Source organism: Christiangramia gaetbulicola, from assembly GCF_003054225.1.
Classification (GTDB): domain Bacteria; phylum Bacteroidota; class Bacteroidia; order Flavobacteriales; family Flavobacteriaceae; genus Christiangramia; species Christiangramia gaetbulicola.
Genome location: NZ_QBKQ01000001.1, coordinates 1 through 24,897 on the forward strand (window position 1 = coordinate 1; position 24,897 = coordinate 24,897).

The 24,897-nt window shown below is 39.0% G+C and carries 22 protein-coding genes; 12 read left to right on the plus strand and 10 right to left on the minus strand.

The window, feature by feature from the left end; translation table 11 throughout:
- Nucleotides 1–565 precede the first annotated feature (565 nt).
- The 4 genes from thrS (at nt 566) to rplT (ending at nt 3,778) form a co-directional block, all read left to right on the plus strand.
- Nucleotides 566–2,518 carry a threonine--tRNA ligase gene (gene thrS / locus C8P64_RS00005; RefSeq protein WP_108170015.1) on the plus strand — a complete coding sequence of 651 codons (1,953 nt, stop codon included), beginning with the start codon at nt 566–568 and terminating at the stop codon, nt 2,516–2,518.
- Nucleotides 2,519–2,539: 21 nt separating this feature from the next.
- Nucleotides 2,540–3,091, plus strand: coding sequence for a translation initiation factor IF-3 (infC, locus tag C8P64_RS00010; protein WP_257710846.1), 552 nt, complete (start codon nt 2,540–2,542; stop codon nt 3,089–3,091).
- A 36-nt stretch (nt 3,092–3,127) separates the two neighbouring features.
- Nucleotides 3,128–3,325: a 50S ribosomal protein L35 gene (rpmI, locus tag C8P64_RS00015; RefSeq protein ID WP_011708523.1), complete on the plus strand. Its 198-nt coding sequence runs from the start codon at nt 3,128–3,130 to the stop codon at nt 3,323–3,325.
- 108 nt (nt 3,326–3,433) lie between these two features.
- On the plus strand, nt 3,434–3,778 hold the full coding sequence (gene rplT / locus C8P64_RS00020) for a 50S ribosomal protein L20 (RefSeq protein ID WP_108170017.1): 345 nt from the start codon (nt 3,434–3,436) through the stop codon (nt 3,776–3,778).
- A 47-nt stretch (nt 3,779–3,825) separates the two neighbouring features.
- Here the strand turns inward: rplT and C8P64_RS00025 are convergent, their stop codons facing one another.
- The 7 genes from C8P64_RS00025 to tgt all read right to left on the minus strand — a co-directional run bounded on the left by C8P64_RS00025 (nt 3,826) and on the right by tgt (nt 12,761).
- Nucleotides 3,826–5,979: a cation:proton antiporter gene (locus tag C8P64_RS00025; RefSeq protein WP_245889630.1), complete on the minus strand. Its 2,154-nt coding sequence runs from the start codon at nt 5,977–5,979 to the stop codon at nt 3,826–3,828.
- 22 nt (nt 5,980–6,001) lie between these two features.
- The gene (locus C8P64_RS00030) at nt 6,002–6,433 is read right to left on the minus strand and encodes a secondary thiamine-phosphate synthase enzyme YjbQ (protein ID WP_108170018.1); all 432 of its coding nucleotides are present in this window, start codon (nt 6,431–6,433) and stop codon (nt 6,002–6,004) included.
- Between the two features lie 10 nt (nt 6,434–6,443).
- On the minus strand, nt 6,444–7,730 hold the full coding sequence (locus C8P64_RS00035) for an asparagine synthetase B (RefSeq protein ID WP_108171224.1): 1,287 nt from the start codon (nt 7,728–7,730) through the stop codon (nt 6,444–6,446).
- A 34-nt stretch (nt 7,731–7,764) separates the two neighbouring features.
- Nucleotides 7,765–9,324, minus strand: coding sequence for a replicative DNA helicase (dnaB, locus tag C8P64_RS00040; RefSeq protein WP_108170019.1), 1,560 nt, complete (start codon nt 9,322–9,324; stop codon nt 7,765–7,767).
- 168 nt (nt 9,325–9,492) lie between these two features.
- Nucleotides 9,493–10,446 carry an acetyl-CoA carboxylase carboxyltransferase subunit alpha gene (locus C8P64_RS00045; RefSeq protein ID WP_108170020.1) on the minus strand — a complete coding sequence of 318 codons (954 nt, stop codon included), beginning with the start codon at nt 10,444–10,446 and terminating at the stop codon, nt 9,493–9,495.
- Nucleotides 10,447–10,544: 98 nt separating this feature from the next.
- On the minus strand, nt 10,545–11,621 hold the full coding sequence (locus C8P64_RS00050; protein WP_108170021.1) for an LptF/LptG family permease: 1,077 nt from the start codon (nt 11,619–11,621) through the stop codon (nt 10,545–10,547).
- 9 nt (nt 11,622–11,630) lie between these two features.
- On the minus strand, nt 11,631–12,761 hold the full coding sequence (gene tgt, locus C8P64_RS00055) for a tRNA guanosine(34) transglycosylase Tgt (RefSeq protein ID WP_108170022.1): 1,131 nt from the start codon (nt 12,759–12,761) through the stop codon (nt 11,631–11,633).
- A gap of 258 nt (nt 12,762–13,019) precedes the next feature.
- Between tgt and C8P64_RS00060 the strand changes: the two genes are divergently transcribed.
- From C8P64_RS00060 to C8P64_RS00070, 3 genes are all read left to right on the plus strand, one after another.
- Nucleotides 13,020–13,865 (plus strand): transketolase, encoded by an 846-nt coding sequence (locus tag C8P64_RS00060; RefSeq protein ID WP_108170023.1) that lies wholly within the window; start codon nt 13,020–13,022, stop codon nt 13,863–13,865.
- A 39-nt stretch (nt 13,866–13,904) separates the two neighbouring features.
- Nucleotides 13,905–14,858, plus strand: a complete 954-nt coding sequence (locus C8P64_RS00065; RefSeq protein WP_108170024.1) for a transketolase family protein — start codon at nt 13,905–13,907, stop codon at nt 14,856–14,858.
- 120 nt (nt 14,859–14,978) lie between these two features.
- Nucleotides 14,979–15,581 carry an outer membrane beta-barrel protein gene (locus C8P64_RS00070; RefSeq protein WP_108170025.1) on the plus strand — a complete coding sequence of 201 codons (603 nt, stop codon included), beginning with the start codon at nt 14,979–14,981 and terminating at the stop codon, nt 15,579–15,581.
- Between the two features lie 48 nt (nt 15,582–15,629).
- On the opposite strand, the gene recQ is transcribed toward C8P64_RS00070, so the two are convergent.
- Complete coding sequence (recQ, locus tag C8P64_RS00075; RefSeq protein WP_108170026.1) at nt 15,630–17,825, minus strand: DNA helicase RecQ; 2,196 nt, start codon at nt 17,823–17,825, stop codon at nt 15,630–15,632.
- An 84-nt stretch (nt 17,826–17,909) separates the two neighbouring features.
- On the opposite strand from recQ, the gene C8P64_RS00080 reads away from it, so the two are divergent.
- The 4 genes from C8P64_RS00080 to lptB are packed head-to-tail and all read left to right on the plus strand — an operon-like array spanning nt 17,910 to nt 20,845.
- Nucleotides 17,910–18,875, plus strand: coding sequence for a KpsF/GutQ family sugar-phosphate isomerase (locus C8P64_RS00080; protein WP_108170027.1), 966 nt, complete (start codon nt 17,910–17,912; stop codon nt 18,873–18,875).
- Nucleotides 18,875–19,708, plus strand: a complete 834-nt coding sequence (gene tatC / locus C8P64_RS00085; RefSeq protein ID WP_108170028.1) for a twin-arginine translocase subunit TatC — start codon at nt 18,875–18,877, stop codon at nt 19,706–19,708. The genes C8P64_RS00080 and tatC overlap by 1 nt, the downstream gene beginning before the upstream one ends.
- Nucleotides 19,709–19,712: 4 nt before the next feature.
- Complete coding sequence (locus C8P64_RS00090; protein WP_108170029.1) at nt 19,713–20,060, plus strand: carboxymuconolactone decarboxylase family protein; 348 nt, start codon at nt 19,713–19,715, stop codon at nt 20,058–20,060.
- A gap of 44 nt (nt 20,061–20,104) precedes the next feature.
- On the plus strand, nt 20,105–20,845 hold the full coding sequence (lptB, locus tag C8P64_RS00095) for an LPS export ABC transporter ATP-binding protein (protein WP_108170030.1): 741 nt from the start codon (nt 20,105–20,107) through the stop codon (nt 20,843–20,845).
- On the opposite strand, the gene C8P64_RS00100 is transcribed toward lptB, so the two are convergent.
- On the minus strand, nt 20,842–21,594 hold the full coding sequence (locus tag C8P64_RS00100) for a CDP-alcohol phosphatidyltransferase family protein (RefSeq protein ID WP_108170031.1): 753 nt from the start codon (nt 21,592–21,594) through the stop codon (nt 20,842–20,844). The genes lptB and C8P64_RS00100 overlap by 4 nt on opposite strands.
- A gap of 150 nt (nt 21,595–21,744) precedes the next feature.
- On the opposite strand from C8P64_RS00100, the gene lnt reads away from it, so the two are divergent.
- Nucleotides 21,745–23,346 carry an apolipoprotein N-acyltransferase gene (lnt, locus tag C8P64_RS00105; protein ID WP_108170032.1) on the plus strand — a complete coding sequence of 534 codons (1,602 nt, stop codon included), beginning with the start codon at nt 21,745–21,747 and terminating at the stop codon, nt 23,344–23,346.
- Between the two features lie 138 nt (nt 23,347–23,484).
- Here lnt and C8P64_RS00110 read toward each other — a convergent pair whose 3' ends face one another.
- Entirely contained in the window at nt 23,485–24,879 is a 1,395-nt protein-coding gene (locus C8P64_RS00110; protein WP_108170033.1) for a sugar transferase, read from the minus strand.
- Nucleotides 24,880–24,897: the final 18 nt, after the last annotated feature.

Sequence of the window (24,897 nt, forward strand, 5' to 3'; positions counted from 1 at the left end):
CATCGCTTACTCTCAAAGCGGGTGCAAATATAAAACGACTTTTCTTCTCCAACCAAATAAAAATGAACTTTTTTTTATCCGGTTTTTAAAGGAGCCTCTTCTGCCTATCCCTTATACCACGTACCCTTAATGAACGATCGCTTCGTTTTTAAAGCGGGTGCAAATATAGAACGACTTTTCTTCTCCAACCAAATAAAAAACAATCTTTTTTTATTTAATTTTTGAAGGCCGATCTCATCGCTATCCCCCATCATCAGTACTTTCAGTGAACGTACGCCTTGCTCTCAAAGCGGCTGCAAATATACACCAACTTCTTTCTTCTAACCAAACATTATTTTAAGTTTTTTTAAGAAAAAACAACAGTTAACCTCTAACCCACTGCCCATCAATTATTTCAAGTAGAATAAAAGTAAAAACCCTATTCAGTAAGCCACATGGCTTCAAAAAATGAACTACTATATAATAAGGTATACCTTATATAATAATAAAGTCACCTATATACATATATGTATTGTGCAACCAAATCCAACACCTTATCTTTGTGGCTTCGCAAAAAATGAATATAATGATCAAGATTACTCTGCCAGACGGAAGTATTAAAGAGTTTGAAAAAGGCACCACTCCAATGGAGGTAGCCAAAAGTATTAGTGAAGGCTTAGCCAGAAACGTCATTTCAGCTAAATTTAATGATGAAACGGTGGAAGTTTCCACACCATTAAATACCGATGGCAATCTTGTTTTATTCACCTGGAGCAACGAAGAAGGGAAGAAAGCTTTCTGGCATTCTACTTCTCACGTTATGGCCCAGGCGATCCAGGATCTTTATCCCGGTGCTAAACTTACTATAGGACCAGCCATCGAAAGAGGCTTTTATTATGATATAGATTTCGGTGATCAAAAGATCTCTGAAAACGACTTCAAAAAGATCGAAGAAAGAATGCTGGAGATCGCTCGTGGGAAACATGATTTCCAGATGAGAGAAGTTAGCAAGCAGGAAGCTCTTGATTTTTATAAAAATGAGAACAATCAGTTCAAGGTGGAACTTATTGAAAACCTTGAAGACGGAGATATCACTTTCTGTGATCACGATACCTTTACCGACCTATGTCGTGGAGGCCATATTCCTAATACCGGGATCATTAAGGCAGTTAAATTAATGAGCGTTGCCGGAGCATACTGGAGAGGTGACGAGAAGAATCCGCAGCTAACAAGAGTCTATGGAATTTCTTTTCCGAAGCAAAAAGAATTAAAAGAATATTTAGAGCTTCTAGAAGAAGCAAAAAAACGCGACCATAGAAAACTGGGAAAAGAGCTTGAATTATTCACCTTTTCACAAAAAGTTGGTCAGGGATTACCTTTATGGCTACCTAAAGGAGCTGCTTTAAGAGAAAGACTGGAGAACTTCCTGAAGAAGGCACAGAAGAAAGCCGGATACGAAATGGTGGTGAGCCCACATATTGGTAGTAAAGAACTATATGTGACTTCTGGCCATTATGCAAAATATGGTGAAGACAGTTTTCAGCCTATTACCACTCCTAACGAAGGAGAGGAATTTATGCTGAAACCGATGAACTGCCCGCACCATTGCGAAATGTACAATGCATCTTCATGGAGTTACCGTGATCTTCCGAAGAGATTTGCAGAATTCGGCACTGTTTATAGATATGAGCAAAGTGGAGAATTACACGGATTAACAAGGGTGAGAGGTTTTACCCAGGATGATGCGCATATCTTCTGTATGCCGGAACAACTGGATGAGGAGTTCAAAAAAGTAATTGACCTTACCTTATACGTATTCTCTTCTTTAGGATTTGAAGATTTTACTGCACAGGTATCTTTGAGAGATCCTGAAAACAAGGAAAAATATATTGGCTCTGATGATGTTTGGGAAAAAGCAGAAAGCGCCATTATTAATGCCGCTAAAGAAAAAGGACTTAACTACGTAGTTGAAACCGGGGAGGCAGCTTTCTACGGACCAAAATTAGACTTTATGGTCAAAGATGCCTTGGGTAGAAGCTGGCAACTTGGAACCATACAGGTAGATTATAATTTACCGGAGCGCTTTGACCTGACATATAAAGGAAGTGACAATGAGTCACACCGCCCTGTTATGATCCACAGAGCTCCTTTTGGAAGTATGGAACGCTTTATTGCCATCTTACTTGAGCATACTGGTGGAAACTTCCCGCTTTGGTTAATGCCGGAACAGGCTATTATTCTCTCGCTCAGTGAGAAATATGAAAAATACTCACAAAAAGTTTTAACTTTGCTTGAAAATAACGAAATTCGCGCCCTTGTTGACAACAGAAGCGAGACAATAGGTAAGAAAATCAGGGAAGCAGAAGTTAACAAATTCCCTTATATGCTTATTGTTGGGGAGCAGGAAGCCAATGATGGTACGATTTCTGTACGTAAACATAGCGAAGGTGATTTGGGCACGATGAAGATTGAAGACTTTGCAAATTTGATTAATTCAGAAATCAATAGTACCTTAAAGCCTTTTAAAACTGAAGTTTAATTAAAATTACAAGCCATAGCTATACGTAGAAAAAAACCGAACAGATTCGGAAGACAAAAAGAAGAACAACACCGAATCAACGAGAAAATTAAAGCAGACGAGGTACGCCTTGTTGGTGATAATGTGGAAATGGATGTATATCCAATCAGGAAAGCCCTTGCTATTGCACAAGAACAGGAGCTTGACCTGGTAGAAATTTCTCCAAATGCCAAACCACCTGTGGTTAAGGTCATGGACTATAAAAAGTTTCTTTACGAACAAAAGAAACGTGAAAAAGCCATGAAAGCCAAAGCCAGTAAAGTGGTTGTTAAAGAAATTCGATTTGGTCCTAATACAGACGATCATGATTACGAATTCAAAAAACGAAATGCTGAAAAGTTTTTGAAAGACGGTGCAAAGCTTAAGGCTTTTGTATTCTTTAAAGGTCGTTCTATAGTTTTTAAAGATAAAGGAGAGATCCTTCTTTTAAGACTTGCACAGGATCTTGAAGAATACGGTAAAGTTGAACAAATGCCGAAGTTGGAAGGAAAACGTATGACCATGTTTTTATCTCCAACTAAGAAATCGAAATAAATAGAATAAGAGAGTTAATTATAAAAAAGGACAGCAATGCCTAAAATGAAAACTAAATCCAGTGCCAAGAAGCGTTTCAAGCTAACAGGTACAGGTAAGATTAAAAGAAAGCACGCGTTTAAGAGTCACATCTTAACAAAGAAGTCTAAGAAACGTAAGCTAGCCTTAACTCACAGTACTTTGGTGCATGATGCAGATAAGGACAATGTCAAACTTCAATTACGTTTAAAGTAATTTGAAGCTCTTGAGGTTTAATTAATTTATTTAACCATGGAGTTGGGCAAAATTTAAAAATTTTAAAAGTGTCGATTTTCGACCGCCTGCTACAAAAAAATGTAAAATATGCCAAGATCAGTAAACTCAGTTGCCAAAAGGGCACGTAGAAAAAAAGTTTTAAAGCAAGCAAAAGGTTATTTCGGACGTCGTAAAAACGTTTGGACTGTTGCTAAAAATGCGGTTGACAAAGCTATGCTTTATGCATACAGAGACCGTAAAGCTAAGAAACGTAACTTCCGTTCTTTATGGATTATGCGTATTAACGCTGCTGCCAGACAAGAAGGATTATCTTATTCTCAATTTATGGGGAAACTTAAAGCCAGTGAAATTGGATTGAACCGTAAGGTTCTTGCCGATTTGGCGATGAACAACCCAGAGGCTTTTAAAGCAATTGTAGAAAAAGTAAAATAAAACGATTACACTCTCTTATAAAAAAATCCCGCTTTTTGCGGGATTTTTTATTTTCCGGTCTTCCTGAACAAGCCTGATATTTGCCGGAATAAATCATCAAGCTTTTCAACTGGGCCAATAACCGACGCATCCATAAGATTACTGCTGCTTTTCTCCAGGGAACTATCGTTATAGATATAAGCAAGAATAAAACTCTTCGTATTCAAAGTCTCTATAAGCTGTTCTTTAATATTCCGCGGAAAAAAGTCCCGGGAAGAAACTTTCTTACTTCTGAAAACCATAACTACATTATCATCCTCTTTCGATGTTTCCAGAGTTTTCAGAATATCATTTTGACTCCCCGCAGGGAAAAACTCAGATTCGAGAGTATAATCCTTTCGAACTTTTTCCAAAATCTCCAGACATCTCTCTGTACCATAAATATTAATCTTTGCTCCGGAATTTCTCCCTAACTGCCAGATCTTATTCAATAAAGTAGGGAAACCAGTATCATTCTCTACTCCTTCCGGTAGAAATACCAGATGTCTTTTAATTGTATTTATAGGGAAGTAGGATTTATATATAAAGGTGTTGGCCTGAATATTAGCAAGCACTTCTTCAGTTAAGTCCCCAAGAAAGGAATCAGACAATTTTTCCTTGACATGCAGGCCCAGTAAAATATCTGTGATTCTATTTTCACGTACGGCACTAAGAATACCATTCTTGAAATTTGAATCATATCTTAGAACAGGAAACAAATAATCATTGCTTGCGATCGCAATTTCAGAAGCCCTGCTTAAAAGTTGCTGGGCCATCTTTTCGTCCTGAAGGTCATTTTTCTTATTATCCAGAACATTTAAAGCAAATAATTCGGTGTTAGAGCCAGACTTCAAGAGGATCGCCAGATTGATCAATTCTTCCACATTATTAATGTTCTTTACCGAAATCAATATTCGCTCGGCCATGGCCGGTTCGTCTGACCTATCCTTCCCCGCTTCAGAAATTAAAATTCCCTTACCTCCTTTTGCAGCAGATATAGTAGCCAAGGTACAAGTAAAGAGGATCATTAAAATAGTTCCGTTTAATACACTTTCATTAAGCAGTCTAATGGGCTCACCATTTTCCTGCTGACCCAATATTACATTGTAACCTATTAAAACGGCCGCCAAAGTAGCAGCGGCCTGGGCATTACTTAATCCAAAGATCACCAGCCTTTCATTGTTAGAAAATTTAAATGTTCTCTGGGTAAAGTATGCCGCCAGATATTTCGAAGAAGTCGCAATAAGGATCATTACCCCGCCCACAATCAGGGTATCCTCATCTTCAAAAAACAACTTATAGTTTATAAGCATCCCTATTCCTATCAGGAAGAATGGGATAAAAATGGCGTTCCCTACAAATTCTACCCGGTTCATAAGGGCCGAATTTCTAGGAATAAGTCTGTTCAGAGATAACCCGGCTAAGAAAGCACCAATAATTCCTTCAACCCCGGCCAACTCTGCCAGGAATGCCGCAAGGAAAACCATGACCAGGACAAAAATATACTGAGCTACGTTGTCTTCAATTTTTCTAAAGAACCACCTTCCAACAATAGGAAATACAAAAAGTACGGTGAATCCAAATACCAGAACAGAAAAGGTCAATTTGAGCCAGAATAAGGAACCAACTTCACCTTTGGTCATTCCTACAATGACAGCCAATACTAAAAGTGCCAGGGTATCTGTTATGATAGTACCACCCACGGTGATATTTACTGCAATGTTGCGGGCAATTCCAAGTTTTCTGATGATAGGATAGGCAATGAGAGTGTGAGAGGCGAACATACTAGCAAGAAGTACGGAGCTTAGAATCGAAAAATTCAGAATATAATATCCACCAAGTATTCCGAAGAGCATAGGAATACTGAAAGTGTAGAGTCCGAATACGATACTTTTTCCCTTATTTTTCTTGAAGTCACCCATATCAACCTCAAGCCCGGCCAGGAACATGATATAGAGCAATCCTGCAGTACCGGAAAGAATGATACCACTATCCCTTTCGATAAGATTTAAGCCAAAAGGACCAATAACAGCTCCCGCCAGGATCAAACCAAGTATAGATGGCGCTCTTAATCTATTAAAGAGTACGGGAATTACGAGTATTATAAGAAGAATGATAAGGAACTTTAATACCGGGTTGGTAAGAGGCAGTGAAAAATCTATACTATAAAACACTCCCATCATTCTTGATAATTAAGATAATTTTTCAGGCAAACTCCTCGCCCATCGCGGTAAGCACCAGTTTCCTTGAGCCTCCATTATTTCTATGTTCACAAAGGTAAATTCCCTGCCATGTCCCCAGGTTAAGTTTGCCATTAGATATCGGAATCTGTAGAGAGACACCGGTTAAAGCGCTTTTAATATGAGCGGGCATGTCATCAGATCCCTCCAGGGTATGTCTATAATATGGTTGATCCTCGGGCACCATTTTATTGAAATGACTTTCAAAATCTTCTCGTACCGTCGCATCTGCATTTTCATTAATCGCCAGACCCGCCGAGGTATGTTTTATAAATACATTCAGGATCCCAAATTCTATTTCTTCAATTTCGGAAAAGTGATCCACTATTTCATCAGTGATCAAATGAAAACCGCGGCTACGCGGTTTCAATCTCAATTCTGTCTGATAAATTTCCATAAAATTAAATTTAGGTCTTTTGCTCCTTCTTCTTGGCTGCCGGGAACAGAACATTGTTTAGTATCAATCTGTAGCCCGGGGAATTTGGATGAAGCTCCAGTTCTGTCTTTGGATCTCCTACCCGATGCTGATAATCTTCAGGGTCATGACCACCATAAAAGGTAAAGAAGCCTTTTCCTTTTACTCCATGGATATACCTTGCTTCGCCATTAAGCTTACTTTCGCCCATGATCAAAACACCAGGTTTTACGGTATCTGGATCATAACTCGTGGTTTGTCCCATAAAACCCTTGACCAGCCTGGTATGATTTTGAGTAAGCATTGTAGGAACAACGTCCCATTTTGCTGAATAATCCATCAGGCTAAAATAATCTGTCTCTTTCTGGATCTGCCTTTTAGCGGTCATATCTATACTGGAGAATTCATAAACCATAGGATTTCTCTCCAGTTCGAAATTGGTAAAAGCGAAGGTATTATTGAAATCTATTTTGGCCTGGTAACCGGGTTCACTTGGATCACCATCAAACATCGCTTCCACAATATCAACCCCTTCTGCAGCTAGAGCTATATCAAAACTATCTGTTGCGCTGCACATGGCGAACATAAAACCACCGCCAATCACATAGTCCCTTATCTTTAAAGCGACAGCAAGTTTTTCATCAGAAACCTTAGAATATCCTAGCTCTGATGCTAATTCTTCTGCCTCTTTCTTCTCCTGAATGTACCAGGGAGCTGTCCTGAAAGCTCGGTAAAACTTACCGTATTGCCCGGTAAAATCTTCGTGATGGAGATGCAACCAGTCATATAAGAGCAAAGCATCGTTTAAAACTTCCTTGTCATATATAGTTTTATACGGGATCTCCGCATAAGTAAGCGCCATGGTTACAGCATCATCCCAAGGCTTGTTACCCGTTGGACTGTAAACTGCGATCTTGGGCGCCTTTTCTAAAGCCACAGATTCCATATTTTTAGTAGGGCTGCTGATCTCTTCAAGGATAGACACCGCCATATTATCACTGATCAGTTCAAAATCTACTCCGCGAATCTGGCATTCTTTCCTTAATTTTTCTGAATCGGCTATAAGAAAAGAACCACCCCGGTAATTCAAAAGCCAATTGACGCTCAGCTGATTTTCCAGTGAATAATATACAATTCCATAAGCCTTAAGGTGGTTACTCTGGGTATCTGCGTCCATAGGAATAAGAATTTTAGAGGCAGACATTTGAAAACTAAAGAGTATAAAAAAAGAAAGCAGCAAAGTAACTTTCGATACTTTACTGCTTAATATTTTAATCATAGAAGTTCCTTTAGCTGAACTCAGCTTATTCTTTTTAGAACGGAACGTCATTATCATCATCATCAAAATTGCTGTTCATTGAACTTCCAAAGGCCTCATCGGCACTTGGGTTTGGTAAATTGAAGTTTCCAAAATCACTATCTCCATCGCCACTGTTCATGCTCGAAGGAATTTCAGATGGAAAACTAAAGTCTTCTAAATTATCAAATTTACCGAGTTCTCCAATGAATTTCAGCCTAATATTTTCCAAACCACCGTTACGGTGCTTCGCTACAATAAATTCCCCCTGTCCCGCAGTTGGAGTTCTTTCCTCATCATCCCACTCCTCTATCTTATAATATTCCGGTCTGTAAATAAAAGATACAATATCGGCATCCTGCTCGATCGCTCCAGATTCCCTAAGGTCAGAAAGAAGCGGTCTTTTACTTCCTCCACGAGTTTCTACCGCACGCGATAACTGTGAAAGAGCGATTACTGGTACATTCAATTCTTTTGCAAGAGCTTTCAGGTTTCTGGAAATCGTAGAAATTTCCTGTTCCCTGTTTCCTCCACCTTTTTGGCTTCCTCCCGCGGTCATTAACTGAAGGTAATCTATAACGATCATTCGTATCCCATGTTGTGAGGCCAGTCGACGGGCTTTCGCACGAAGGTCGAAAATTGAAAGTGATGGCGTATCATCAATAAACAATGGCGCTTTTTCAAGGTCTTTCACCTTTACGTTCAATTGCTCCCATTCATGTTGCTCCAGTTTACCTGTTCTCAATTTTTCAGAAGACAGGCCTGTTTCAGAAGAGATCAAACGAGTGATCAACTGCACCGAGGACATCTCCAGTGAGAAAAAGGCAACCGGTATACCCTGGTCTACTGCTATATTTCGAGCCATAGAAAGGGTAAGGGCGGTTTTACCCATACCTGGACGTGCAGCCACAATAATTAAATCTGAAGGCTGCCAACCTGAAGTAAGTTCATCCAGCTTGTCAAATCCTGAAGGCACCCCGCTTAAACCTTCTTTATTAGAAATTTCCTGGATCTTCTTCTTTGCCTGGATAACCAAACTCTGGGCAGTTTCAGTAGAACGTTTAATGTTCCCCTGGGTTACCTCATAGAGTTTTGCTTCCGCATTATCCAATAGATCAAAAACATCGGCTCCTTCGTCGAACGCTTCTTCAATGATCTCATTTGAAATTTTGATCAGACTTCGTTGAATATATTTTTGAAGAATGATACGAGCATGAAATTCAATGTGCGCCGAACTCGAAACCTTCTGTGTAAGTTGAATCAAGTAATAATCCCCGCCTGCTTTATCAAAAACACCGTCCTTTTTTAATTGATTTGAAACGGTTAATAAGTCAATTGCCTCTGAGCTATCGAAAAGCTTTTTAATTGCTCCGTATATTAACTTATGCGAATTTTTATAAAAAGCCTCTGGATGTAAAATATCGATAATTTCATCTACACCTTTTTTATCGATCATCATAGCTCCAAGCACTACCTCTTCTAAATCAACGGCTTGCGGCGGAACTTTTCCTTTTTCCAGACTAACAACATTAGTTTTTTTATATGTAATATTTTGGGGGGAGGTGGTTTTTTCCATAGAACTAAAGTAATTAATTTGTTAAGACAATCTTAAAGAAATTGCCCCTAGTTACTTAACAGGTAATGAACAATTTGCATGTTGAAAAGTAAATTTTTCTGTTAATAAGATAAAAAAATCCGGAAGCAATTCCCCGGATTTTTTAATGATGTTATATAAACAAAGAACTTATCCTTTAAACACTCCCATGTCTAAATATTTATCCATCCTCTTTTCTACCAGATCTTCTGGTGATAAGTTTTTGAACTCAGAATAAGCTTGGGTAATTGAAGTTTTTACCGTATTAAAAATCTCCTCCCTATTGCTATGAGCTCCTCCTAAAGGTTCTTTGACAATCTCATCTATGAGTTTCTGCTTTTTCATATCTATAGAAGTAAGTTTTAAAGCTTCCGCAGCAATTTCCTTATACTCCCAGCTTCTCCAAAGGATCGATGAACACGACTCTGGAGAGATCACAGAATACCAGGTATTTTCCAGCATCAATACTTTATCTCCCACTCCTATTCCTAAAGCTCCACCACTGGCTCCTTCTCCAATGATCACTACGATGATTGGCACTTTGAGCCTGGTCATTTCAAGAATATTCCGGGCAATCGCCTCACCCTGTCCTCTTTCCTCTGCTTCAAGACCTGGATATGCTCCCGGAGTATCAACAAAACAAACTACCGGTACACCAAACTTTTCCGCAGACTTCATAAGTCTCAAGGCTTTTCTATAGCCTTCAGGATTTGCCATCCCGAAATTTCGGTACTGCCTGGTCTTGGTATTATATCCCTTTTGCTGACCCACAAACATAAAACTCTGATCGTCGATCTTTCCAAGTCCACCAATCATCGCCTTATCATCCTTTACATTGCGATCTCCATGAAGCTCCAGAAAGGTATCTCCACAAATGGCATTAATGTAATCTAAAGTATAAGGTCTGTTAGGATGTCTTGATAATTGAACGCGCTGCCATGGCGTTAAATTCTTATAGATCTCTTTCTTCTTCTCTACAAGTTTTTTCTCAATCTGCTTACAGGTAGCGGTAACATCAACTTCACTTTCTGCTCCAATATTGCAAGCTTTTGCATATTGCTCTTCAAGTTCTTTGATGGGTTGTTCGAATTCTAAATATTCCATATTGGTTATGGTAATTATTTTTTATAACATACAAATATAACAACTTTGAAAGGATAGAAATCCCCGTTGAAGCTTAAATTTTGAATAGAATTTCTTAGCTAGCGTTTGGCGCGGAATAGCAAAATAACCGCCAGTACTCCAAAAACGATATTAGGAAACCAAACAGCAATTAGAGGTGAAAAAGTAGATTGTTCTGCCATGGTCCCGAAAACCTTATCAAAGAAAATAAAGATAAAAGCTAGAGAAATACCTACAGCCAGATTCACTCCCATCCCTCCTCTTCTTTTAAAAGAAGCTACGGCTACTGCGATAATGGTTAAAATAAATGCGGAGATCGGGATACTCCACCTTTTATAGGCCACCACCAGGTATCTGTTGATATTTCCAGATCCTCTCCGGCTTTCCTTTTCTATAAAATCATTAAGCTCGGTATAGTTCAGAGTTTCGGCTATATAAGATTCAGGAGTAAGCTCATCGAATTCAAAGGGAAGAATGGTGTCAAGGGTTCTCATATACATAATACTGTCTTCTTCTTTCCCAATGATCCTTTTATCAACACGGGTCAATTTATAAAGACTGTCTTCCTCACTATATCTTAAATTTGAAGCGCTTAATTTAAACTTTAGCTCATTTCCTTCAAAATGCTCCAAAGTAAAATTCCTGGCAGACCTTGTTTTTGGTTGAAAGTGACTTGCGTAGATATACTCATTATCGTTGATCTGTCTGTAAACATCACTGGTTTCCTGGGTTTGTTCGCCTCTTTTGAGATACTGATATTTAAATTCATTGAAGCCCTTGCTCGCCTTTGGAGCCAAATACATAGCCAGGATCAGTGCACCAATACATACTATGGTTGCACCAATCAGATATGGCCTTAAAAATCTATAAAATGAAACTCCACTACTTAAAATAGCAACGATCTCTGTATTCATCGCCAGCTTAGACGTAAACCAGATCACTGATAAAAAAAGGAAAATGGGGAAAAGAAGGTTTGCAAAATAGATTGTAAAATCCAGATAATAATTAGCTACTTCAATGAAGGGAACTTCATTATCCAGGATCTTATCGATCTTTTCAGCAAGGTTCACGGTAATACCAATCGGTATAAAGAGAACCAGCATCATTGTAAAGGTTCCTAAATACCTTTTAAGTATGTACCAGTCGAGGATTTTCAAATTACAGGATTAAAGGCGTTTATCCATTTGTTTTACCATTTTGTCTTTCCATTGCGGGAAATCTCCGGCTAAGATATGTTTTCTTGCTTCTCTTACCAACCAAAGATAAAAGCTCAGGTTATGAATACTAGCAATTTGCCTGCCAAGCATTTCATTTACCGAGAATAAATGTCGCACATAAGCCTTTGAATACATAGAGTCAACAAAACTTACACCTTCCGGATCTATAGGCGAAAAGTCTGCTTCCCACTTTTTATTCTTGATATTAATCGTTCCATGGGAGGTAAATAGCATTCCATTTCTACCATTCCTGGTGGGCATTACACAATCGAACATATCCACTCCTAAAGCGATATTCTCCAATATATTTATAGGAGTACCAACGCCCATTAAATACCTTGGCTTGTCTTCCGGAAGGATTTCCGTAACCACTTCGGTCATAGCATACATTTCTTCTGCAGGCTCTCCTACAGAAAGTCCACCAATGGCATTTCCTTCAGCCCCGGCATTAGCGATATATTCTGCAGATTGTCTACGTAAGTCCTTATAGGTACTTCCCTGTACGATTGGAAAAAGAGTTTGTTTATAATCATAGATCTCTGGTGTCTTTTCAAGGTGATTTATACACCTGTCCAGCCAGCGATGCGTCATGTGCATCGATCTTTTCGCATAATTATAATCGCAGGGATATGGGGTACATTCATCGAAAGCCATGATGATATCTGCGCCAATAGCTCTCTGAATTTCCATAACATTTTCCGGAGTAAATGTATGGTAAGAACCATCTATATGTGATTTGAATTTTACTCCTTCTTCCTTGATCTTTCTTCTGGCAGAAAGTGAATACACCTGGTAACCTCCACTATCGGTAAGGATATTCCTATCCCAGTTCATGAATTTATGCAGCCCCCCCGCTTTTTTCAAAATTTCGGTTTGAGGTCTTAAATAAAGGTGGTAGGTATTACCTAAAATAATATCAGGATTTATATCTTCTTTAAGTTCACTTTGATGTACTCCCTTAACAGATGCTACCGTACCAACCGGCATAAAAATCGGGGTTTCAATTACCCCGTGATCTGTAGTTATTTTTCCCGCACGTGCTTTACTACCAGCATCGGTAGTTAAAAGTTCAAATTTCATCTGGTATTCAATATATGTTGTTTAACGGTCAGATGTAATTCGCCAAAAACAACTTGAGTTGAATTGGAGTTTTTGATTTGGCTCATTTCATAGTTCCGTTTAATCGGTGCAAAGATACTCAACTAAATATCAAATGGAATAGCGAATCGCCGGCAGCTTGTTAGTATTTTCAAGAAAAAGTTAATAACTGGGCATTAGTTGCTTTGCCAAAGCTTTATAAAAAGTTATTTTTGCCGCATTAAAACAACACAATTTAAAATGCCAGACATCAACGAATTACAAGATTTTGCTACCCAGGTACGCAGAGATATTTTAAGGCAGGTTCATAAGGTTAATTCCGGTCACCCGGGAGGTTCCTTAGGCTGTACTGAATTTTTCACTGCGCTATACCAGGAGGTTATGGACTACAGCACCGATTTTAATATGGACGGAAAAGGTGAAGATCTTTTCTTTCTTTCTAACGGCCATATTTCTCCGGTTTACTATAGTGTACTTGCTCGTAGCGGATTTTTTCCGGTAGATGAACTAAACACTTTCAGACTAATTGATTCCCGTCTTCAGGGACACCCTACTACTCACGAAGGGCTTCCAGGAGTAAGAATAGCTTCTGGATCATTAGGACAGGGAATGAGCGTTGCTCTTGGAGCCGCTCAAACCAAAAAGCTTAATAATGATAACCACCTAATCTATTCTCTTCACGGTGATGGTGAATTACAGGAAGGTCAGAACTGGGAAGCAATTATGTATGCTGCAGGTAATAATGTAGACAACCTCATCGCAACTATAGATCTTAACGGTCAGCAGATCGATGGTAGTACAGAAACCGTATTACCAATGGGTAATCTAAAGGCTAAATTCGAAGCTTTTGGCTGGGACGTTATGGAGATCGAAGATGGAAATGACCTGCAACAGGTTATAGATGGTCTTAAGGAAGCAAAGACCAGAACCGGAAAAGGCAAACCGGTTTGCGTATTAATGAATACAGTAATGGGTAACGGAGTAGACTTTATGATGCACACACACGCGTGGCACGGTAAAGCTCCAAACGATGAGCAACTTGAGGAAGGACTTTCTCAAAACCCTGAAACCCTGGGAGATTACTAATCGCCCCACAAATTCATTAATATCAAAATTTTAAAGACCATGAAAGAATATAAAAATACAGGAAGTAAAGATACGCGTTCAGGCTTTGGAGCAGGTTTAACCGAACTTGGTAAGACCAACGAAAATGTGGTTGCCCTTTGTGCAGACCTTACCGGCTCTCTAAAAATGGACGAATTCAAGGCGAATCACCCGGAGCGTTTTTTCCAGGTGGGAATTGCTGAAGCAAACATGATAGGAATGGCTGCCGGAATGACCATTGGAGGAAAAATTCCTTTCACCGGAACTTTCGCTAACTTTTCTACCGGAAGGGTTTACGACCAGATACGCCAGAGCGTAGCTTATTCTGGAAAGAATGTGAAGATTTGTGCTTCTCACGCTGGGGTTACCCTGGGAGAGGACGGAGCTACTCACCAGATCCTCGAAGATCTTGGTTTGATGAAAATGCTACCGGGAATGACGGTTATCAACACTTGTGATTATAACCAAACAAAGGCGGCAACTCTTGCCATCGCAGAGCATGACGGACCGGTTTACCTTAGATTCGGAAGACCAAAAGTTGCTAATTTCACTCCAGAAGACCAGAAATTCGAGATCGGAAAAGCGGTAAAACTATATGAAGGTACAGATGTTACTATCATTGCAACCGGTCATTTGGTTTGGGAAGCTATACAGGCAGCTGTAGAATTGAATGAAAAAGGGATCAGTGCTGAAGTGATCAATATTCATACGATCAAGCCACTTGATGAAGAAGCTATCATCAATTCAGTAAAAAAGACAGGTTGTGTGGTAACTGCTGAAGAACACAACTTCCTTGGAGGATTGGGAGAAAGCGTTGCTAGAACTTTGGCAGAGCATCATCCTGCACCTCAGGAATTTGTCGCTACCAAAGATACCTTTGGAGAAAGCGGTACTCCTGCTCAACTTATGGATAAATACGGTTTAAATGCAGCGGCGATAATTAAAGCTTCTGAAAAAGTTTTAAAACGTAAATAATATTCTAAATATCAGTAATATAAAGGCCTTTCAGAGATTATTCTGAAAGGCTTTTTTAATTCTATAGAAATAAACATTCGTTAAACAGCGTTATATTAGCTGAACATAAATAGGAAATAAATGAAAAAGTTAATGTTGCTGGCCTTTATTTTTGCAGGTTTAAACCTATCTGCCCAAAATGCCAGTTTTGGAATTAAAGGTGGTTTGAATTATGGAGCTACGGGAGAATATGAATCTGTTGGCGACGCCTCAGGAGATTTTATGGCTTCATTCGAGGATGGTGAATCTAAGACGGGTTTCCATGCAGGTCTTTTTGCACAATTTGAGCTATTGGGAATTTTTATTCAGCCTGAATTATTATATACTCAATTAAACACTGAATATTCGACCTTCGATTATAAATTGAGTAAGATCGATGCCCCTGTATTAGTAGGATTGAATATCCTGGGACCGCTTAATATTAAGGCTGGACCTTCTTTCCAATATATCCTGGATAATAAAGCCGAAGGTGGCGGTATTCAGATCGAGGATGTTGAAAATGATATTACGGTGGGTTATCAGCTTGGAGCAGGACTAAATCTAGGAAGACTTGGTTTTGACCTACGATATGAAGGTGCTTTTTCTGAAAACACAGCATTTGGATTAAACGAAACTGCTGCTGAAGAATTCACCCTGGATTCGCGACCATCACAATGGATACTTAGCGTTTCTTACGCTCTTTAAAAGAAGATATAAATAGAAAAACCCGGAATTTCCGGGTTTTTTTATGTCTTAATTTGCGACCTGACTTATAAACTTTATCCTGTATAATCGAAGTTCTTCATCGTCATAATCTCCATCAAACTCCTCCATCGCTTCATCTATCTTATCAGATTCAGCTTCCAGAAAATATTCGTGGATCTCTTCCTGCTGATCTTCATCCAGGATATCATCCAGCCAGTAATCTATATTCAGTTTTGTTCCGCTATAAACAATAGCTTCCATTTCTTTAATGAATTCGGGCATCGCCATACCTTTTGCCGATGCAATATCTGTTAATGGTAACTTCCGGTCTACGCTCTGAATGATATATAATTTGAGAGAACTATTAGCACCCGTAGATTTCACTACAAAATCATCTGGCCTTACTATATCGTTATCTTCAACATATCTGGCAATAAGCTCCACGAACTCCTTCCCGTACTTCTTGGCCTTCCCTTCGCCTACCCCATGAATATTGCTTAATTCCTCTATGTTTATAGGATATTTAAGCGCCATATCTTCCAGAGATGGATCCTGAAATATTACAAACGGTGGAAGGTCTTTTTTCTTGGCGACTTTCTTCCGAAGTTCTTTCAGTATTTTCACCAGTTGTTCATCAACTGCCGCTCCACCTTTATCAGCTTTGATCACATCCTCGGTAGCATCATTGAAAATATGATCTTCGGTCATCATGAAAGAAACAGGATTCTTGAGATACTCCCTACCTTTTTCGGTGATCTTAACCACGCCGTAGGTTTCTATATCTTTTTTAAGATAACCGCCAACCAGGGCCTGCCTGGTAAGAGCCATCCAGTAATTACTATCCTGGTGCTTCCCTTTTCCGAATAAAGGATGTTCATCGGTTTTATGAGAAAGTATAAGAGCGTTAGACTTTCCTATCAGGGTTTTTACAACCTCTTTAGACTTATATAGTTCGTTGGTTTCCTTAACTGTTCTCAGCAGTAATTCAAGGTCTTCTTTCGCTTCATGCTGTTTCTTTGGATTGCGAACATTATCGTCCATACTTGCACCTTCTCCGGTTTCAGAATCAAATTCTTCTCCGAAATAATGCAGGATGAATTTTCTCCTGGAAACAGAAGTCTCGGCATAAGCAACCACTTCCTGTAAAAGCGCATGACCAATTTCCTGTTCTGCAACAGGCTTACCGCTCATGAATTTTTCTAGTTTCTCTATATCCTTGTATGAATAAAAAGCGAGACAATGCCCCTCACCACCATCACGACCGGCACGACCGGTTTCCTGGTAGTAACTCTCAATACTTTTCGGGATATCATGGTGGATCACAAAACGAACGTCGGGTTTATCTATACCCATACCAAAAGCGATGGTCGCCACTACCACATCTATATCCTCCATAAGGAACATATCCTGGTGTTTAGACCTGGTCTTGGCATCCAGTCCCGCATGATAGGGAACCGCTTTAATTCCGTTTACCTGAAGCGTCTGGGCCAACTCCTCAACCTTTTTACGGCTAAGGCAATAAATAATACCAGATTTACCATCGTTCTGTTTTACGAACCTGGTAATATCAGCTTCAATATTCTTCGTTTTCGGTCTTACCTCGTAGTAAAGATTAGGCCTGTTAAAACTGGCCTTAAAGGTCTTTGCCCCGGTAATTCCAAGATTCTTCAGGATATCTTCCTGAACCTTTGGAGTCGCCGTCGCCGTTAACCCGATAACGGGAATATTATCGCCTATCCTTTTCAGAATATGACGAAGGTTTCGGTATTCCGGTCTAAAGTCGTGTCCCCATTCACTAATACAGTGAGCTTCATCTACGGCAAGAAAAGAAATAGTCTGATTTTTAAGAAAATCTACATAATCTTCTTTGGTAAGCGATTCCGGCGCCACATAAAGTAATTTACAGATACCATTTCTAATATCGTCCTTTACTCTAGCAACTTCGGTTTTATTTAAAGAGGAGTTGAGAACATGGGCTACGCCATGCTCAGAGGAGATGCTACGAATTGCATCTACCTGATTCTTCATTAATGCTATAAGGGGCGATACCACTATTGCAGTACCGTCTGATATAAGTGCCGGGAGTTGGTAACATAGTGATTTCCCTCCGCCAGTTGGCATAACTACGAAAGTATCATTTCCTTTAACTATGCTGGTAATTACTTCTTCCTGAAGCCCCTTAAACTGACTAAATCCAAAGTACCTCTTAAGTTCTTTGTGTAAATCAATTTCGGTCAAAGCCATTCAATTGTGTTACAATTTTACATACATTTGCATTACTAAATATACATATTTCTTTAGTACCTGCAATTCTTAATTTAATCTAATTTGAAACTTAGCGATCAAATCATTTCTACTGCAAAAGAAACCATTTCCAATGAAGCAGAAGCAATTGCGAACCTCATAAATTTTATAGACGAAGAATTTACCCAGGCGGTGGAAATCATCTATCGTTCTGAAGGTCGTGTTGTGGTTACGGGAATTGGTAAAAGCGCGATCATAGCTAATAAGATCGTGGCGACTTTAAACTCTACAGGAACTCCGTCTATTTTCATGCATGCCGCAGATGCTATTCACGGTGATCTTGGTATTGTTCAGGATAACGATGTGGTTATCTGTATTTCTAAAAGTGGTAATAGTCCGGAAATTAAAGTTTTGGTTCCGCTAATAAAAAATTTCAATAATACCTTAATAGGCCTTACCGCCAACAAGGAATCTTTCTTGGGAAAGGAAGCAGATTTTGTTCTGAATTGTTACGTGGAAAAGGAAGCCTGTCCTAATAACCTGGCTCCTACTACCAGTACTACCGCGCAAATGGTGATTGGTGATGCTCTGGCCGTTTGTCTTTTAAATTTAAAAGGCTTCAGTAGTAAGGATTTTGCCAAATATCATCCTGGAGGTTCTCTCGGAAAGAAGCTTTATTTGAGAGTAAGTGATATTACCTCTCAGAATATGGTTCCGCAGGTATCCCCGGAAACCGATGTCGCGAATACCCTGATCGAGATCTCTGAAAAAATGCTGGGAGTAACCGCAGTTTTGGAAAATGACAAGATCATTGGTATTATTACCGATGGAGATATTCGTAGGATGCTGAAAGATCATTCAGATATCAAGGGGTTGAAGGCTAGAGACATCATGAGCAAAAATCCAAAAACCATAGACCAGGATACTTTAGCGGTGGAAGCTTTAGAAGTTTTGGAAAAGAATAAAATATCTCAATTACTTGCTACTGAAAATGGCAAATATGCAGGAGTTGTACATCTGCATAACTTAATAAGAGAAGGAATTTTATAATGGAAAGAATTGCCCCCCAGGAAGATCCTGAAAATGAAATGTCTTTTTTAGACCATCTTGAGGAATTAAGGTGGCATTTAATAAGAGCAGTACTGGCAGTGGTCATCGCTGGGTCGATAGCTTTTGTTCTTAAAAGTTTCATTTTTGATGTTCTATTATTCGGGCCGGCAAAAGGCGACTTCTTTTCCTATAGGGTCTTATGTAAATTATCTGGAATATTTGGAATAGATGGAGGCTTTTGCGACCAGGAAATGCCCTTCAGGATACAGAGTAGAACTATGGGTGGCCAGTTCTCTGCCCACGTCTGGACCTCTATTACGGCTGGTTTTATCATCGCTTTCCCTTATGTGATCTACGAATTCTGGAAATTCGTGGCACCCGCAATGCACAGCAATGAAAGGAAATACGCCAAAGGATTTATCTTCCTTAGCTCGGTATTATTCTTTTTAGGAGTATTGTTTGGATATTATGTAGTGACTCCGTTATCAATTAATTTCCTCGGAAAATACCAGGTAAGTGATACCGTATTCAATGATTTTGATCTGAGTAGTTATATAAGCCTTGTACGAGCTTCGGTTCTGGCCAGTGGATTGGTATTCGAATTACCCATTGTTATATACTTTTTAACTAAGGTTGGCCTTGTAACTCCAGACTTTTTAAAGACTTACAGAAAATATGCCCTGGTAATCGTTTTAATACTGTCAGCAATAATTACTCCGCCCGACATAGTGAGTCAGATTATCGTTGCTATACCTATATTGATCTTATATGAAGTAAGTATTATTATTTCCAAGATCATGTATAAAAAAGAAGAAGAAAAATTAAAAAAATAAAGCTATGATCGATAAGGTAGACGAATTCAATTCGTACCGCGCAAAAATGAACGACAAGATATTGTCTGAAAATAATAAGGTTCTTAAAAGGATCTTCAACCTGGATACTAACGCTTTTACCGAAGGCGCTTTGGACAAAAAGACCAAGGAACTTTTAGGCCTGGTAGCATCTACGGTTTTAAGATGTGACGATTGTGTAAAGTATCATTTGGAATCCAGCCATAAAGAAGGAATTACCCGTGAGGAGATCATGGAAACATTAAGTATAGGTACACTTATAGGTGGAACTATTGTAATCCCTCATTTAAGAAGAGCCTTCGAATATTGGGAAGCTCTGGAAGAAAATAAATAAATTGCGGTATAATTTCTGCAATTTCAGATATATAAAAAGAGGATATGAAATTACGTGCTGATAAACTTGTAAAGACCTATAAGGGAAGAGATGTGGTAAAAGGCATTTCTGTAGAAGTGAACCAGGGAGAGATCGTTGGTTTATTAGGTCCCAACGGTGCGGGAAAAACAACCTCTTTTTATATGATCGTGGGTTTAATTAAGCCCAATAGCGGAAATATTATCCTGGATAAGACCAATATCACCAAATATCCCATGTATAAAAGAGCTCAGCACGGGATTGGTTACCTGGCCCAGGAAGCTTCGGTTTTCAGGAAACTGAGCATTGAAGATAATATCATGAGTGTTCTGGAACTCACCAGTCTTTCTAAGAAAGAAAGGCTCATGAAAATGGAATCGCTTATTGAGGAATTCGGTTTAAACCATATCAGAAAGAACCGTGGAGACCTTTTGAGTGGTGGTGAGCGACGAAGAACCGAGATCGCCAGAGCTTTGGCTACTGATCCAAGTTTTATTCTCCTGGATGAACCTTTTGCAGGCGTAGACCCGGTTGCGGTGGAAGACATTCAGCGTATCGTTGCTCAATTGAAGGATAAGAATATTGGTATCCTTATCACCGACCACAACGTGCAGGAAACCCTGGCTATTACAGACAGGACTTACCTAATGTTCGAGGGTAGTATTCTTAAGCATGGAATCCCTGAAGAACTTGCCGAAGATGAAATGGTTCGTAAAGTTTACCTAGGACAGAACTTTGAATTGAGAAAGAAGAAGCTTTTTAATTAAACTACAGATTCTTTTTGATTAGAAATGATCGATAAGATCACATAAAGCAAAAGGATCACTGGAATAGCGATAAACTTAAGAAAGATTATCAGCACTATACAGCTTAAGATAAAAAAGTACCTCAACTTATTTTCCTTAAAGCTCCAGTCTGAAAATTTTAACGCGAACAGCGGCAATTCCGCATTTAGCAGGTAGCAACTTACCAGGGTAAGCCCAACCAGAAACCACTCATTCAGCAATAGGTCTGAAATAAAAGGTCCTGGCTGATACGTCAGGATCAAAGGCAGACTTAAAATAAGCAAGGCATTAGCCGGTGTAGGCAATCCTATGAAAGAATCTGTTTGGCGTTCATCTACGTTAAATTTTGCAAGTCTGTATGCTGAAGCCAGGATTATGAGCAAACCTATGATTGCGAAAGGTTTTATCTGAATATCAAAAACCGATGAATTCCAGTCTGCTCCTAAGCCGCCTTTAGCTGGTAAAGCTTTGGTCATAAGCTGGTACATCACAATACCAGGCACTACTCCACTGGTAACAACATCTGCCAGTGAATCCAGTTGTAAACCCACTTCACTTTTTACATTAAGAGCTCTTGCAGCCAATCCATCGAAAAAGTCAAAAAATATTCCTGCTGCTACGAAAATAGCTGCCAGAACCAGATTGCCTTTTACGGCAAATATCACCGCCAGACTTCCGCTTAAAAGATTCAAAAGAGTTATAATATTGGGGATGTGCCTTTTAATTCCCATGTATAGATTTTAGTTAGAATTTACTAATCTACTATTTTGAATTGAAAAAGCTCCAAAAATAATGTTATTGTCAGTTCGATTAGGAGCTGATTCCTTTTTCTTGACAGAGTTCACAAAGAAGTTTCCTATTTTTGGGCAGACCAGATTTCTATGAAGAATATTTTATTAGCTATCCTAAGCGGAATCCTGTTTGCTATTTCATGGCCTACTTACGGTTTTCCACTATTTATTTTTTTCGCATTCGTACCACTTCTTTTCAGTGAATTCCAAATAAGAAATAGTTCGGCGAAATGGATCAAGTTGAAAGTTTTCGGCCACGCTTACTTAAGCTTTTTTATCTGGAATTTGATCACCACTTATTGGATCTACTTCTCTACTCCATTCGGAGGTATTTTTGCGATCCTGGCGAATTCGCTTTTGATGTCGACAGTATTCCTATTATATCACATCGTCGCTAAAAGAACTGGATTTAGTGCTGCTTCGGCATTTTTTATAAGTATTTGGATGGTATTTGAAAAGATCCATCTCAACTGGGATTTTTCCTGGCCCTGGCTCAATTTAGGCAATGTGTTTTCTGAATATATAAGCTGGGTGCAATGGTATGAGTATACCGGAACTTTTGGGGGAACACTTTGGATCCTCCTAGTTAATATCGCGATTTTCAAAACAGTTCTACTTTTCAGAGAATTTAAGGATAAGGGAATTATTTACAGAGGCATCTTAAAAGCGGGGCTATTCATCCTTATTCCTATCTCTATTTCCCTACTGCTATATTACAGTTACGAAGAGCCAAGGGATAGCATTGATGTGGTAATACTTCAGCCAAATATTAATCCATATACTGAAAAGTATAATACGACCGATAAACGGATTGGAGAACTCCTTCTTGAGCTTAGCCAGAACTCAGTAACCGACTCTACCGATCTGGTACTAGCTCCTGAAACCGTCTTTGCTGATGGTACACAACTACCAAATTTTGAAAGGTCTGAGGCAGTTTTCTATGGTCAACAAATAAGCAGTATGAAACCTGATCTTAGTTTTCTTGGTGGGGTAAGTATGTTCGAAAGGTTTCAGAACCCAGATAAAGTTAGGAAACAGAGCAACCAAATAAGACCCAATGTAAATGACTGGTATGATGATTATAATTCTGCCTTTCTGGTTAGAAATACCTTAGATAGCACGCAGCTATACCATAAATCCAAACTCGTTGTGGGAGTGGAGAATTTCCCTTACCAAAGTCTGCTCAAACCTATTTTAGGGGATATCATGATAGATCTGGGTGGTACGGTAGCTATGAAAACAACCCAGGAAAACCGTGAAGTTTTACGATTGAATGATAGTCTGGGTACAGCACCAATTATTTGTTATGAATCGGTTTACGGGGAGTACGTTACAGGTTATGTAAATAACGGGGCTAATTTTCTCAGCATTATAACCAATGACGCCTGGTGGGGCAACACTCAGGGACACAAACAACATTTAAGCTATGCAAGGTTAAGAGCGGTGGAAACCAGGAGATATGTCGCCAGAAGTGCTAATACGGGCATCTCGGCAATCATTAACTCCAGAGGAGATATTATAAAAAGTTTAGGCTACGAAAAACAAGGGACTATAAAAGGCAAGGTTGGTTTGAGCGATGAAAAAACTTTCTATGTTAAATATGGCAATTACATTCCGCGTATCGCCCAGTTTCTTGCTTTGTTCATATTCCTGTTTTCGGTAGTGAAATTCAAAAGAAAAAGACCGGCTTAGGTAATTGAGAATTGAGAATTGAGAATTTTAAACTATATTTTTTACTATAACCTCAGAAAATTAATTCTGAAGTCTAAGTTATTTCTAAAAAAGTATAACTCTCAACTGATTCCTGTTAACTGGCTGCTGAAAACTGAATCATTGTCCTCTGAAGAATAAAACAGTACTCAGGGTTTTTAAAAGAATACTTAGATCGAGAAAAATTCCGCGGTGTTTAATATAATAGAGATCATATTGTAGTTTTTCCAGACTGTCGTCATGACAATCACCGTAATTGGCCATTACCTGCGCCCAGCCTGTTAGTCCAGGTTTTATGATATGCCTGGTCTCATAAAAGGGTATAAGTTTAGAAAGCTCCTTTACAAAAACAGGTCTTTCTGGCCTTGGGCCAATCATACTCATATCTCCCTTTAATACATTATAAAATTGTGGAATCTCGTCCAGTCTTGATCTTCTTAAGAATCGCCCGAATTTCGTGATACGATAATCGTTCTTCTGAGCATATTGTGGACCTGATGCCTCCGCATCTTTCGTCATAGTTCTCAATTTTACGATTTTGAAAACCTCCCCGTTTTTCCCCACTCTTTCCTGCGTGTAAAATAATTTACCCCGGTTTCCTAAAAGATTTCCGATAAGAATGAATGGTGAAATTAATATTCCGAAAAGAATACCAATAATGGAGACTAGTATATCAAAAACACGAAAAACCAACATATAGAATTTATTCTGATTACTCCGGCTGAATGGAAAATATCTGTAAAAATCCTTATCTACATTCTGAACCGGAATTCTTCGGGTAACTTCTTCATAAACATGAGTATAATCCCGAATAGGGAAACCTTTCTTCAGAAGTTCACTCAACTGGTTATACAGAGTCAGCATCAAGCCTTTTTGATAAGCACTGGCAACGACAACCTCATTGATATGGTGTTCTTTAATCGCTTCCTGAAGTTCCTCTACTTCAAATCGAAGAAGATCAGCTCTTTCGAATTCGGTTCGAATCTTTTGATCTGTATTGATATAACCTACTACAAAATAATTGGGATCTGATTTCTGAAGGGATTCAGCGATCAACTTAATATCGAAGGAATCTCCAACTACAAGCACCCTCTTATAGAACCTGGGTGATGAGATCAAACTGATGTATAATGATCTCCAAACCAAAAGCGCTCCGGCTACCGAAAGAAAAAAGAAAAGGATCTGCAATCTGTTCTCAGGAAGACTTGGAGTAAAAAACGGGGTTAACATATAGAACAGTACCGTAAGACTCGTGGTAAGCAGTACATTCTTGACCACACTATCAAATCGATCTGCTTTTTGAAGATCATAAAGTTCGAAGATATTTCCAAAAAGGTTGAGATAGATTAGAAACACCAGGGTCCAACTCCAGTTATTAGTATCTATCCTGAAATAATCAAATTCGAATATGATCCCGACTATTGAAAGGGTAAGTAAAACCGTCACCATATCGAAAAGTCGCAGCAGTACTTTACGCTCTGAAATTTCAAAATGGAACAGGGGTTTTTGAGACATTACTGGTTAAGTTTCCTC